The organism is Subtercola sp. Z020 (assembly GCF_002931235.1).
Taxonomy (GTDB): Bacteria; Actinomycetota; Actinomycetes; order Actinomycetales; family Microbacteriaceae; genus Subtercola.
In genome coordinates this window covers 23,901-36,617 of record NZ_PSTT01000042.1, presented here as the reverse complement: position 1 = coordinate 36,617, position 12,717 = coordinate 23,901, and the positions used below count along the sequence as shown (strand labels likewise).

At 67.8% G+C, this 12,717-nt stretch carries 14 protein-coding genes; 7 read left to right on the top strand and 7 right to left on the bottom strand.

The genetic code is table 11. The features are described 5' to 3' along the window. Positions 1 to 224: 224 nt before the first annotated feature. Genes C5B96_RS05685 through C5B96_RS05675 form a run of 3 tightly spaced genes read left to right on the top strand, consistent with a single transcriptional unit; the run spans position 225 to position 2,768 of the window. Positions 225 to 1,667, top strand: a complete 1,443-nt coding sequence (locus C5B96_RS05685) for a cytosine permease (RefSeq protein WP_104243805.1) — start codon at positions 225 to 227, stop codon at positions 1,665 to 1,667. Next, the gene (locus C5B96_RS05680) at positions 1,664 to 2,140 is read left to right on the top strand and encodes a nucleoside deaminase (protein ID WP_199176560.1); all 477 of its coding nucleotides are present in this window, start codon (positions 1,664 to 1,666) and stop codon (positions 2,138 to 2,140) included. Before C5B96_RS05685 ends, C5B96_RS05680 begins: the two co-directional genes overlap by 4 nt. Before the next feature lie 25 nt (positions 2,141 to 2,165). Further along, positions 2,166 to 2,768 (top strand): HdeD family acid-resistance protein, encoded by a 603-nt coding sequence (locus tag C5B96_RS05675; RefSeq protein WP_104243803.1) that lies wholly within the window; start codon positions 2,166 to 2,168, stop codon positions 2,766 to 2,768. A 6-nt stretch (positions 2,769 to 2,774) separates the two neighbouring features. Here C5B96_RS05675 and C5B96_RS05670 read toward each other — a convergent pair whose 3' ends face one another. Further along, positions 2,775 to 3,266 carry an NUDIX hydrolase gene (locus C5B96_RS05670; protein ID WP_104243801.1) on the bottom strand — a complete coding sequence of 164 codons (492 nt, stop codon included), beginning with the start codon at positions 3,264 to 3,266 and terminating at the stop codon, positions 2,775 to 2,777. Positions 3,267 to 3,301: 35 nt separating this feature from the next. Then, on the bottom strand, positions 3,302 to 4,072 hold the full coding sequence (locus C5B96_RS05665) for an SDR family oxidoreductase (RefSeq protein ID WP_104243799.1): 771 nt from the start codon (positions 4,070 to 4,072) through the stop codon (positions 3,302 to 3,304). A 138-nt stretch (positions 4,073 to 4,210) separates the two neighbouring features. On the opposite strand from C5B96_RS05665, the gene C5B96_RS05660 reads away from it, so the two are divergent. From C5B96_RS05660 to C5B96_RS05645, 4 genes are all read left to right on the top strand, one after another. Continuing rightward, positions 4,211 to 4,684, top strand: a complete 474-nt coding sequence (locus C5B96_RS05660; protein WP_104243797.1) for an NfeD family protein — start codon at positions 4,211 to 4,213, stop codon at positions 4,682 to 4,684. Continuing rightward, the gene (locus C5B96_RS05655; RefSeq protein WP_104243795.1) at positions 4,681 to 5,745 is read left to right on the top strand and encodes an SPFH domain-containing protein; all 1,065 of its coding nucleotides are present in this window, start codon (positions 4,681 to 4,683) and stop codon (positions 5,743 to 5,745) included. Before C5B96_RS05660 ends, C5B96_RS05655 begins: the two co-directional genes overlap by 4 nt. After that, positions 5,723 to 6,541 carry a glycerophosphodiester phosphodiesterase family protein gene (locus C5B96_RS05650; RefSeq protein WP_104243792.1) on the top strand — a complete coding sequence of 273 codons (819 nt, stop codon included), beginning with the start codon at positions 5,723 to 5,725 and terminating at the stop codon, positions 6,539 to 6,541. The genes C5B96_RS05655 and C5B96_RS05650 overlap by 23 nt, the downstream gene beginning before the upstream one ends. Before the next feature lie 132 nt (positions 6,542 to 6,673). After that, positions 6,674 to 7,039 carry an RNA polymerase-binding protein RbpA gene (locus C5B96_RS05645; protein WP_104243790.1) on the top strand — a complete coding sequence of 122 codons (366 nt, stop codon included), beginning with the start codon at positions 6,674 to 6,676 and terminating at the stop codon, positions 7,037 to 7,039. Positions 7,040 to 7,118: 79 nt separating this feature from the next. Here C5B96_RS05645 and lnt read toward each other — a convergent pair whose 3' ends face one another. From lnt to C5B96_RS05620, 5 genes are read right to left on the bottom strand one after another with little or no spacing between them, the layout of a single operon-like run. After that, positions 7,119 to 8,792, bottom strand: coding sequence for an apolipoprotein N-acyltransferase (gene lnt / locus C5B96_RS05640; RefSeq protein WP_233189022.1), 1,674 nt, complete (start codon positions 8,790 to 8,792; stop codon positions 7,119 to 7,121). 10 nt (positions 8,793 to 8,802) lie between these two features. Beyond that, a complete protein-coding gene (locus C5B96_RS05635; RefSeq protein ID WP_104243788.1) occupies positions 8,803 to 11,259 on the bottom strand; it encodes an RNA helicase in 2,457 nt (818 codons plus the stop codon). Further along, a complete protein-coding gene (tatC, locus tag C5B96_RS05630; RefSeq protein WP_369826445.1) occupies positions 11,259 to 12,056 on the bottom strand; it encodes a twin-arginine translocase subunit TatC in 798 nt (265 codons plus the stop codon). The genes C5B96_RS05635 and tatC overlap by 1 nt, the downstream gene beginning before the upstream one ends. A 1-nt stretch (position 12,057) precedes the next feature. Next, a complete protein-coding gene (gene tatA, locus C5B96_RS05625; protein WP_104243784.1) occupies positions 12,058 to 12,366 on the bottom strand; it encodes a Sec-independent protein translocase subunit TatA in 309 nt (102 codons plus the stop codon). After that, positions 12,356 to 12,703, bottom strand: a complete 348-nt coding sequence (locus C5B96_RS05620) for a hypothetical protein (RefSeq protein ID WP_104243782.1) — start codon at positions 12,701 to 12,703, stop codon at positions 12,356 to 12,358. The genes tatA and C5B96_RS05620 overlap by 11 nt, the downstream gene beginning before the upstream one ends. Positions 12,704 to 12,717 lie beyond the last annotated feature (14 nt).

The following is a 12,717-nucleotide window of genomic DNA, read 5'->3' as shown; positions in this document are numbered from 1 at the left end:
CAGCATTCGGGTTGATGGAGTTGTGCTTATACCGACGGGCTCAAGTCAGCTAGGAACTTTCGAACAGTCGACGTCGTGTGGCGGCGTGACCTGCAGGCATCTGCCCGGGTCGCGCCGCCTTCTCCCTCGCCTCGGTGCGATGTGCTGATTGCGCATTGTAAACAACTCGTGAAATCGGTGCCCGGCTCCCGGTGGCACCGCCCCGGCGCTCATAGGATCTGAAAATGAGCGAGAGCACCCTCACGAAACCCGCCGTTCCGGCCGCACCGACCCGCATCGAGCCGGGGGGTATCGAGGCGATCCCTGCCGAGCGGCGCCACGGGTCGCCCTGGCAGCTGTTCTCCACGTGGACGGCGCCGAACCTCGAGTTCGCTACCATCTTCGTGGGGGTCATCGCGGTCGCGTTCTTCGGGCTCGGCTTCTGGCAGGCGATCGCCGCCCTGGTGCTCGGCAGCGCCGCGGGCGCGCTCACCCAGGGCATCCTCTCCACCTGGGGCCCTCGGGAGGGTCTCGCGCAGATGGTGCTGAGCCGTACGGCCTTCGGCTACCGCGGCAACATCCTGCCGGCGACGATCAACACCGTGATGGCCGGCCTCGGCTGGTTCACCGTCAACTCCGTCAGCGGCGCCTTCGCCCTGTCGACCCTCACCGGCATGCCGACCGTTCTGGCCCTGCTGATCGTGGTCGTCGTCGAGGTCGCCGTGGCGTTCATCGGCCACGACCTCGTGCAGCTGTTCGAGCGGTACGCGAGTTTCGTGCTCGGAGCCATCTTCATCGTCGCCACCGTGACGATCTTCCTGCACGCCGACCTCGGCGTCGTCACCGACGGCAGCGCCTTCAGCTTCGGCGGCTTCACTCTCGCGGCCGGCGCCGCCTTCGGGTACGCGGCCGGCTGGAACCCCTATGCCGCCGACTACAGCCGCTATCTCCCCGCGACAGTGCGGCGTGCCACCGTCGGTTGGGCCGCCGGGCTCGGCAACCTCGTCTCCTGCGTGGTGCTGATGGCCGCGGGCGCCGCCGCGGCGACAATCGCCGGTTTCGACCCCGGCGACCCTACCGGTTCGTTCACGCTGTCGATGCCGCCGATCATCCGGGACCTGACCCTCGTGGCGATCGCCGTCGGGGCGATCGCAGCGAACGCCCTGAACATCTACTCGGGCGCCATGTCGTTTCTCGCCGCCGGCGTCAGAATCCCGTTCGCTCTGAGGCGCGCCCTGATCGCCCTCGGTTTCGGCGTGGTGGGCTTCTTCCTCGCCTGGAGCGCCATCCCCGACGCGGGGCACACCTACGAGAACTTCCTGCTCGTCATCGCCTACTGGATCGCCCCGTGGCTGGGTGTCGTGCTCGTCGACCGGCTGCTGCGGCGGGGAACGGAGATCGCCTCGATCGTGACCGACCAGGCGAAGTACCGCAACGCAGCGGGACCGATCGCCTTCGTCGTGAGCCTGGTGGTCTCGATCTGGCTGTTCTCCAACCAGACGTTCTACGTCGGCGTCGTTCCGACGCTGGCCCCCGAGGTGGGCGACCTCACCGCGATCGTCGGCTTCGTTCTCGGGGCCGGTCTCTACGCCCTGCTGTTCCGGATGCTTCGGCCCGGGCTCGGCGGGCCGCTGGGGGCCGCGCCGGCCACCGTCATCGGTGTCGACGCTGCGGATGACGTCGCGTGAGCGCCGGGATCGTCATCGGGGCGGTCTACGCCACCGACGAACAGAAGCTCGACGTGGCGAAGGCCGAAGCGGCGCTCGGCGCGGCGGAAGGCGGCATCCCGATCGGCGCAGCACTCTTCTCGGCCGAGGGTGTGCTGCTCGGCAGCGGGCGCAACCGCCGGGTGCAGGACGGCGATGCGTCGATGCACGGCGAGACGAACGCCTTCCGCAATGCGGGTCGGCAACGCAGCTACCGCGACACGGTGATGGTCACGACCCTGTCGCCCTGCTGGTACTGCTCGGGACTGATCCGGCAGTTCGGCATCGGCCGACTGGTCGTGGGCGACGACCACAACTTCCTCGGCGGGCAGCAGTGGGTGGCCGAACACGGCGCCGGACTCTCGGTCGTCAATGACCCTGAACTCATCGGGATGATGGGAACATTCATTCGGGAGTTCCCGGAACTCTGGAACGAAGACATCGGCGAGGTCTAGAGCCGACGACAGACGGAGGGGCACCATGTCGAGCACACCCACACCCACGAACCCGCTGCGGTTCTCCCTGCACACCGAAGACCTGGCGCCCGGTGTGCTTCGGCACTTCAAGGCGGCCCTCTGGGTCGGGGCCGTGCTCTCGGTGGTCGTGGGCATTCTCGTACTGGCCTGGCCGGGTTCGACCCTCGAAGTCGTGGCCTTCCTCTTCGGTCTCTACTTCTTCGTCGTCGGCCTGGTGCGCATCGCGGTCGGCATCGTGAACGGCACCCTCTCCCCCGGCGTGCGTGTTCTGAGCGTGGTGCTCGGCGTTCTGCTGCTCGTCTCCGGCGTCATCGCCCTGCGGAACCCCTTTGCGTCGCTGACCGTGCTGGGCCTCGTCATCGGCGTTTCGTGGATCTTCGAGGGCATCCTCGCCCTCACCCAGACCGTGAACGATTCGTCGAAGTGGTACGCGACGTTGCTCGGGGTGCTCTCGATCGTGGCCGGCATCGTGTTCGTGTTCGCTCCGGTGTCGTCCCTCGCGCTCCTGACCGTCTTCGCCGCGTGGACGTTCATCGTACTCGGCGTGTTCCAGGCGATGTCCGCTGTGACGCTCGGGCGCGTACCGAAGGCCCGCGTCGCGAAGTAGGGCCGGTCAGGCCGGTGGGGTCAGCCGACTCCGGATGACCGCAGGGAGGTCGTCGGGTTCGAAGGGTTCATTCGTGGCTTCGAGCTCGTCGAGGCTCCACCACCGGTGCGCCTCCATGTCGATGTGCTCCTCCGGCGTCCAGTTGGCGCTGACCGGAGTGAAGCGGGCGGTACGGAACGCGAACCATTCCTCATAGTTGCGCTTGAACACGCCGGGCGCACGTTCGTCGCTGAACTCGCGGCTGCGGATCGGCTGGCCGAGGGCATCCGGAGCCACTGCCAGCCCGGTCTCCTCGAACAGTTCGCGCACCGCGGCGTCGACGTGCGACTCTCCCGGCTCGACGTGGCCGCCGGGGGTGACCCAGCGCGTGGGATTGGTGGACACAGCCGCTTTCGTCAAAAAGAGCAGCACACTGCCGCCCTGGTCGAAGAGCAGCACGCGCGACTTGCTGAAGTCGAAACCGGGGCGGTCGGAGGCGGGCTGGTCGGCGGCGGGCATGGGCGGGGCCTCGGCCTGTCTCGCGCGCGCCGGGGTCAGGCGGGCTCGGGCGCGAAGCCCGAGACGTCGCCGACGTAGCGGGTGTGCGATTCGGGGATCGGGTCGACGGCGGCGGCAGCGACCTCTGCCGCGAACTCGGCCACGTTGTAGAGCCGGCCGGCCGACTCCTTGCGGGCGCTGATCGCGCCGGGGTTCGCGCGTTCGAGCAGGGTCGCCGTGATGGTGCCCTCGATCATGTCGCCCGAGACGACGACGAAGTCGATGCCGTTCTCGGTGAGTTCGGGGATCATCGCCCGGAGCGCATCCTCGCCGGCGCGCTTGGAGAGGGCGACCGGCTCGTACTCGGGCATCGTCTCGGTCGTACGGATGAAGTGCGCCTGGTGGCTCGTCACGAAGACGACCCGCGACCCCGGCTGCAACAGCGGCAGGGCGGCGGTCAGCAGGTCGACCTGGGCGTCGCGGTTGAGGGTGAGGGCGTAGTCCGCGGCCATGCCGCTCTCCATGCCGCCCGACGCGTTCAGCACCAGGATGTCGAGCCCGCCGAACTCGGCGCGGATCGTCTCGAACAGGCGGGCCACGGATGCCGCCTCGGTGAGGTCGGCCCCGACCGTGATCGCGGTCGCACCCTCCGCACGGAGCCGGTCGGCCAGCTTGACCGCGCGCGCCTCTTTGTTGCGGTAGTTGATGACGACGCTCGCGCCGGCCTCGGCGAAGTAGCTGACGGTGTCGGCGCCGACGCCGCGGCTCGACCCGGTGACGAGAACCCGCTTGCCGGCGAGGATTCCGGGGGTGAGGGGGTTTGACACGTCAGGCTCCTGTCGTCGGGCGGCCGGAGCCGCGGGGTTTCCGCCTCGACCCTACCAAGGCAACGGCTGTGAACCTCGCCGGGTGTCCGTGGCCACTGGTAGTTTTGTAGTAGGGGAACAACTGCAAAGGAGCACCGCATGGCCGACTTCCTGGCTTCGTATGCGTGGGTGATTTGGCTCGCGCTCATTCTCGTCTTCCTGGTGATCGAGACCCTGACGCTCGATCTGATCTTCCTCATGCTCGCGGTCGGCAGCGTCGGTGCCCTCGTCTCCGACCTGGCCGGCGCGCCCTTCCTGCTGCAGGTGGTGATCGCGGCGGTGCTCGCGCTGCTGCTCATCTTCACCCTGCGGCCCCCGCTGCTGAAACGGCTGGGGCGCGGCGGCGACACCACCCCCTCGAACATCGACGCCCTCCTCGGAATTGAGGGGCAGGTGCTGGCTGCCGTCACGACGAACTCCGGCAGCGTGAAGCTCGCCAACGGCGACACGTGGACCGCGCGGGTCTTCCCGTCGGCAGCCGACCAGCGCCTGCAGCCGGGCCAGCTCGTGTTCGTGAAGGCCATCGATGGGGCGACGGCACTTGTCGCTCCCGAAGAGAAAGTGAACCTGTGAACGACTTCACCGTAGGCTCGGCCATCGCGCTCGTCGTGGTGGTGATCATCGTCATCTTCGTGCTCGTCACGCTGGCGAAGGCGATCCGCATCATCCCGCAGGCCAGCGCCGGCGTGGTCGAACGGCTCGGCAAGTACCACAAGACGCTCCTGCCGGGCCTGAACCTGCTCGTGCCGTTCATCGACAGGCTGCGACCGCTGATCGACCTGCGTGAGCAGGTCGTGTCGTTCCCGCCACAGCCGGTGATCACCGAAGACAACCTCGTCGTCTCCATCGACACGGTGGTGTTCTTCCAGGTGACCGACGCCCGGGCGGCGACCTACGAGATCGCGAACTACCTCGGCGCGGTCGAGCAGCTGGCCACGACCACCCTCCGCAACGTGGTCGGTGGGCTGAACCTCGAAGAGGCGCTGACCTCCCGCGACGAGATCAACAGCAAGCTGCGAATCGTGCTCGACGAAGCGACCGGCAAATGGGGCATCCGCGTCGGCCGCGTCGAACTGAAGGCGATCGACCCGCCCATCTCGATCCAGGATTCGATGGAGAAGCAGATGCGTGCCGAGCGTGAGCGTCGCGCCGTCATCCTCACCGCAGAGGGCACCAAGCAGTCCGCCATCCTGTCTGCGGAGGGTCACCGCCAGTCGGCCATCCTCTCTGCAGAGGGTGACGCGAAGGCCGCGGTGCTGCGGGCCGAGGGTGAGGCCCAGGCCATCACCACGGTGTTCGAGGCGATCCACCGGGGCAAGCCCGACCAGCTGCTGCTGGCCTACCAGTACCTGCAGACGCTGCCGAAGCTCGCCGAGGGCAGCGCGAACAAGCTCTGGGTCATCCCGAGCGAGCTGACCGAGGCCCTCAAGGGCATCGGCCAGGCGTTCGGCGACCGTGGCGCGGGTGCCGGCGCGGGTGCTGCTGCCGGCGTCTCCCCTGCTCCGGCTACGGCCGGTGCGCCGAGTGTGCAGGCGCCGTCTTCTGCGGCGACACCGTCTGCCGCCGAGGCGCCGTCGGTTCCGACGGCACCCCCCGTGGCGACGTCGCCGGATGCGCCGAGCTCCGACGCGTGACGGGCAGCGGGCGGCGGGCTACTTCTCGCCCCCGCTCCCCCGCCTGCTCGCCCACCGCGGGCTCGCGACCGAGCACATCGAGAACACCCTCCCCGCCTTCCGTGCCGCCGTCGACCGGGGCGCCACCTACGTGGAGTGCGATGTGCACTGCTCGAGCGACGGCATCGCGATGGTGGCACACGACCCCGACCTGAAGCGCCTGCTGGGTGTCGACGGGGCCGTCGAGCAGTACTCGGCCGCCTCGCTCGGCGCTCTCGACCTCGGGGAGGGCGTCGGCTTCCCGTCGCTGCTCGAGACCCTGAGAGCCTTCCCGCACACCCGCTTCAACATCGATGTGAAGTCGCAGGCTGCTGCCCTGCCCGCCGCCGGCGCGATCCTCGCCGCCTCGGCGGCCGACCGCGTGTTGGTCACCTCGTTCTCCGACCGCCGTCGCACCGCCACGGTGAATGCGGTCGCCGCCGGGTCTGCCGGGGGGCTCCGCCCAGCCACCTCGGCGTCGGCCCGCACGTTGCTGCTGGCCCTCGTCGCCGCGACGCTGCGGCTCGGCCCTGCCGCGCGGTGGTTGCTGCGGAACGTCGACGCCGTTCAGGCGCCCGAGACGGCGCTTCGAATGCGGGTGACCGCGCCGCGGGTGCTGTCGATCATCCACTCGGCCGGTGTGGAGGTGCACATCTGGACGGTCAACGATCCCGAGCGGATGCGCGAACTGCTCGCCCTCGGTGTGGAGGGCATCATCACGGACCGCGTCGATATCGCACTGTCGCCGAGCGTGACGGGCAATCCGAAGGCCCTCTGACAACGAACTCCTGTCAACCCCGAGCAGCCATCCCGTATATCTGGGAGTGTTCTGGGAATAGACACAGGCGCGAATGAACCTCCCAGTCGGGGGGTTTATACCTAGGTAAGCGAAGCGGGAGGAAACCACACAATGGCAGATCGCAGCTTGCGCGGAATGAGACTCGGAGGCCAAAGCCTCCAGAGTGAAGAGGGAGTCGTTTTCTCTCCGCGCATCACACACACCTATCTCTGCAGCACATGCGGCAAAGAGACCGAGATGGTGTTCTCGGCTGAGGCCGAAGCGCCCGAGACCTGGGAATGCAAGTTCTGCAGCAACGAGGCAGTTCTGATGGTCGGTTCTGAGCCGGTCGTTCTCGACCGCGCCGAAGCGAAGGTGCCCCGCAGCCACTGGGACATGCTGCTCGAGCGCCGCAGCCGCGCCGAGCTCGAAGAACTGCTGCAGGAGCGTCTCGACTACCTGAGGGCCCGCCGCGGCCAGCAGAAGATCGGCGCCTGACCGGCACCACCACACGACCCCCGCGCTCGGCCCCCGGCCGGGCGCGTTCGTCGTTAACCCACCCCCGGCGCCCCTCCCCCTAGGGGCGGGGGCGGCGAGGGGTGCCTGTGGCGCGGCGGCGGGCCCGGGCGGCCGCGACGAGGGCGAGCGCGAGCCCGGCCAGGCCGAGGCCGGAGACCAGCCACTCGATGCCGCGGCCGGCCAGGCTCGCCGGCGTGATCGTGGTCGACAGCGGCACATCGTCGACCATGGCGCCCGGTGCGTAGGGCGCGATCGCGTCGATCGTCGACCCGTCGGGGGCGATGATCGCGCTGTGGCCGACCGTCGAGATGTTCACCACACTGCGGCCCGTCTCGATCGCCCGCAGCCTCGCGATGGCCAGCTGTTGCAGGTTCTCGTCGGTCTGCCCGAAGTCGGCGTTGTTCGTCTGCGCCAGAATGACCTGCGCCCCATCGTCGACCATCGACCGCACGGCACTGTCGTCGGTGATGTCGAAGCAGATCGAGATGCCGGCCCTGACGCCGTTGACGTCCATGACCGTGTCGGTCGTTCCCACTTGGTAGTCGCGCGTCACCAGATCGACGAGGTCGGGCACCAGTGCGCGAAAGAAGGGCCGGGCGGGCATGTACTCGGCGAACGGCACCGGATGCCGCTTGTCGTAGTAGTCGGCGACCCCGCCGTTCTGCCACAGCAACGACGTGTTGTAGTACTTGCCATTGCGTTCGGCGACCGTGCCCACCACGAGAGGCGCCTTCATGATGCCGCTGATGAAGTCGAGATCGGCGGCCGACGCGGCGGAGGCTTCGGGGTCGATGTCCGAGGCGTTCTCCGGCCACACCACCATGTCGACGGGATCGCCCTCGAGCTTCAGCGTCTCGGTGATGTGCGCGTTGAGGTTGTCGCCGGCCACGACCCGGTCGAGCAGTCCCGACTTCGTGTTGCCCTGCACCGCGGCGATGCGGGTCGTTCCGTTCGTTGGAGCCGACCAGGCCGGAACGACCAGCAGCAGCGCCGCGGCACCGACGGCGAGCGTACCCCGGGTGAGCGCGCCCAGGCTGGTCTCGCGGCACAGCTGCACAGCGAACGCGACGAGCCACACCAGCAGAAAGCTGAGGCCGGAGATGCCGACGAATGCCACGAGGTGGGCGAACGGGCTGGTCGACTGCGAGAAGGCGACGCGCCCCCACGAGAAGCCGCCCTCCGGTGCGACGGCAGTGATGGCTTCGCGAGCCGTCCAGAGCCCGGCGACGACGACGGGCAGCACGACGAGACGACCGAGACGTGTCGGCCAGATCATCCCGGCATACCGGTAGACCACGGCGATCGCGACGGCGCCGAATGCGAAGAAGGCCCCCTCGACGACGGCGAGGGCCAGCCACGGAATCGGGCCGAGGTAGAGCGTCAGCCACGAGATGTGTGCGCACCAGAAGGCCAGGCCGGCGACGGCGCCGACGAGCAGGGCCCGGTTCCAGCGCTGGCCGATGAGGCTGACGAGGATGGCGGCGACACCCACGAGGGTCAGCGGCCAGACATCCGCACTCGGAAAGCCGGTCATCATGCTGAGGCCGCCGCCGAGCGCGAGGAGGCACGCCAGCCAGAGCGGTAGTAGAGGCGCGGTGACCGCTGCGCTCCTCCGTGAAGCGAACGGGAAGCGGGCGGGGGCGAGCAGCAGGGTGCGGCCGGGCATCCGGAGCTCCGTGTCGTCGGCGCTCCCCGGTGGCGGTGTCGCGCCCTTCGACAGGATGGATGTCATCGCCGGCGCCTCACGCCACCGACGAGTACGCGACGATGCCGCGCTTGACGAGGTCGAGGGCGGCGCGGGCTGTGCTCGCCACCTTCGGGTCGTACTGGTTCTGCAGCTGGTCGAGCAGGTCGATCGTCTGCTTGGTCCAGCGCACGAAGTCGCCGGCGGCGAGGTCGGCGTCGAAGAGCACCGTGTCGAGACTGGCGCCGCGCGCCCACTCGTTCATCGGCTTGGCGAGCCCCACCGAGATCGGCGCCGAGCCGGGCAGACGATGACGGGCTTCGAGCTGCTGGAGGTCTTCCCAGATCTGCTGCGTCTTCTCCAGCGCCCCTCGGAAGGCTCCCCGGGGGAGGAAACGCTCCGGCAGCTCGCTCTCGTCGCGACGGGGTTCGTAGACGAGTGAGCACGCCATCGCGGCGAGCCCGGCCGGGTCGAGATTCGCCCAGACGCCGTGCCGGATGCACTCGGCCACGAGCAGGTCGCGCTCACCGTAGATGCGCTTCAGCGTCTTGCCGGTGTCGGTGAGCGTCAGTTCGCCGCTCGCGTCTGCCTTCAGGTACTCGAGCTGCATCAGAACCTCGGTGATGCGGTCGAACACCTTCGCGATGGCTCCCGTGCGGGTGTTGATCTGCTGCACGAGCTGGTCGGTCTCGCGCTTCAGCCGGTACCAGCGCTCGGCCCATCTCGCGTGGTGCTCGCGGTCGGGGCAGTTGTGCACCGGGTGCGCCTTCATGCGTCGTCGCAACTCGGAGATCTTCTTCTGGCGGCTGTCGCGCTCGGCCCGCGTCTGGGTGTCGGCGCGGCCCGCACCCGAGCGCTCGACATCGCTGAGTTCGCGGCGGAGGGCCGCATACTCGGGGAAGTCGCCGAGGTGGCAGGTCATCGCCTTCTCGTAGCCCTCGAGCGTCTCCTCCTGCGATCGCACCTTGCGGGCGAGGTCGACCACGGCGCGGTCCGCCTGGAACTGCGCGAAGGACAGTTCGAGCGACTCCCGGGTGCGCGCCCGACCGAACTGGTCGATGAGGTTCACGGCCATGTTGTAGGTCGGGCGGAAGCTGGAGTTCAGCGGATAGCTGCGTCGCGACGCGAGGGACGCGACGGCCTGCGGGTCGATGCCGTCACGCCACTGGATGACGGAGTGGCCCTCGACGTCGATGCCACGGCGCCCGGCGCGGCCGGTGAGCTGGGTGTACTCCCCCGGCGTGATCGGCACGCGCGCCTCGCCGTTGAACTTCTCGAGACTCTCGAGCACCACGGTGCGAGCCGGCATGTTGATGCCGAGCGCGAGCGTCTCTGTGGCGAACACGACGCGAACGAGCTTCTTCTGGAACAGCTCCTCAACGACCTCCTTGAAGGCGGGGAGCAGCCCGGCATGGTGTGCGGCGACCCCGCGTTCGAGACCTTCGAGCCACTCCCAGTAGCCGAGTACCGCGAGGTCTTCGTCGAGCAGGGTGCGGCACCGTTCGTCGACGATGTGCCGGATCTCCTCTCGCTCCTCGGTGGTCGTGAGGCGCACTCCGGCGCGCAGCACCTGCTTCACGGCCTGGTCGCACCCCACCCGGCTGAAAATGAAGAAGATCGCGGGGAGCAGGTTGTGCTCGTCGAGCAGGTCGGTCATCTCCGCGCGGTCCATGCGCGGTGCCTGCGTGTGATTGGGCCGGTACTTCGACGAGTTGCGGCCACGGCGGTCGTTGCCGCCCGAGCGGTTGCCGTTCCTCGACTGAGGCGCACCGGTCGAACGCGCGATGCGCATCAGCTCCGGATTGACCCGGCTCGTCGTGGCCTGGCCGGTGCCGTCGAAGAGGTCGAGCAGTTTGTGGCGCACGAGCATGTGCTGGTCGAGCGGAACGGGTCGCTCCTCAGAGACGATCACCTCCGTGTCGCCCCGCACGGCCTGCAGCCAGTCGCCGAACTCCTCGGCGTTCGAGACCGTCGCGCTCAGGGAGACGAGGCGAACCGAGGTGGGCAGGTGGATGATCACCTCTTCCCACACCGCCCCTCTGAACCTGTCGGCGAGGTAGTGCACCTCGTCCATCACGACGAAGGCCAGGTTCGCCAGCAAGTCGGATTCGGCGTAGAGCATGTTCCTCAGCACCTCCGTCGTCATGACGACGATGCGGGCCGTGGGGTTGATGTTCGTGTCGCCGGTCAGCAGCCCCACCTGGTCGGCGCCGTACTCGGCCACGAACTCCTGGAACTTCTGGTTGCTGAGCGCCTTGATCGGGGCGGTGTAGAACACCTTCGACGATCTCTGCTGCATCGCCATGAACACGGCGAATTCGGCCACGATCGTCTTGCCGGCACCGGTCGGCGCAGCGACGAGCACGCTGTTGCCGGCCTCGAGCAGCTTGCAGGCGGCGATCTGGAAGGGGTCGAGGTCGAACTTCAGACCCTGCCGAAAGTCGTCGACGACCGGATTCGTCGTCTTGTTGCGGCTGAGCGCGTAGCGCTCAGCCGGGGAGAGCGCCTGCGTCATTACGGCACGACCAGTTCGGCGTCGAACTTCTCCTGCGCTTTCGCCTTGCGTCGATCGTGAATGAACGAGATCAGCGCCGCTGTGTAGAACAGCGCAACCATCGGGATGGCGAGCAGGAACATGGAGAACACATCGGCAGACGGCGTGGCGATCGCGCAGAACAGAACGATCACCAGAATGGCGATGCGCCACGACTTCAGAATGGACTTCGCGCTCAGGATGCCGGCAAAGTTCAGCAGCACGAGCAGCACCGGCAGAACGAAGGCGATGCCGATCGCGATGACGAGCTTCAGCACGAACGAGTAGTAGGTGCCGGCGCTGATGATGTTGGTCGTGTCTTGGGGGGCGAAGCCCGTGAGGATCGAGACCATGTGCGGCAGCACGTACCACCCGGCCGCACAGCCGGCGAGGAACAGCGGAACAGCGGTCAGCACGAAGCCGACCGCGTACTGCTTCTCACGACGCGTGAGCCCCGGAACGAGGAAGGCCCACATCTGGTAGAGCCAGACCGGGGAGGCGAGAACCACGCCGACGGTGATGGCGATCTGCAGGCGCAGGTCAAACGCCTGGGAGACGTCGGTGAAGTTCAGCGATGCCGCCCGACCCTGCGAACTGGTGATGGCGCTCACCGGCGCGCTCAGGGCGAGGAGGATCTGGTCGGACAGCAGCCAACCGATCACCGCCCCGATCGCAATGCCGAGGATCGCGCGGAAGATGCGCTTGCGAAACTCTACGAGGTGCTCGCCCAGCGACATTCGCCCGTCGCGGTTGGCACTCTTCTTCGGGCGAGCGGCCACTTTACCTGGAGGCAGTGTTCTGGTCAGAGCCGAGGTCGGTCGGCGAGACGTGGGCCGTGGTGACGGGTGCCACGTTCACGTCGGCCGGCTTGCCGAGTGTCGTCGGCTCGGCGATGTTCGACGCGGTCTCGGCCGGCTTGGCCTCGGGGTTCGCGGGGTCATCGGACTTCATCGTCTTGACTTCGCTCTTGAAGATGCGCATGGACTGACCGACGCTTCGTGCCAGACCCGGGAGCTTGGGAGCACCGAAGAGGAGGAGCACGATGGCGAGAATGACAATGAGATGCCAACCCTGAAGGTTACCGAGCATGGGGCCACGTCCTTTGTCTGTAATCGGCGGTTATCAGGAGTTTACCCCGTTCGAGGCGTTTCTCCCTGCGAAGCTCCTTCTGATCTTCCCGGCGTCGCTTCAGGGCATCTCGGCGCCGGTGCATCTCGGCATAGCCGAGCAGAATGGCGTTCGGGCTCTGCTCGGGCGTGAGCCCTTCGACGTTCTCCTGCAGCGCCGAGACCTTCGCCCCGAGGTCACCGAGTTCGCTCAGCACGGCCCCGGCCTTGCGAAAGAGCCGCACCCCGAAGAACGCGAACATGCCGAGCATCGCCAGTACCAGCACGGCCCAGATGATGATCCAGCTCCACCACGTCATTCGACGAGTCTAGC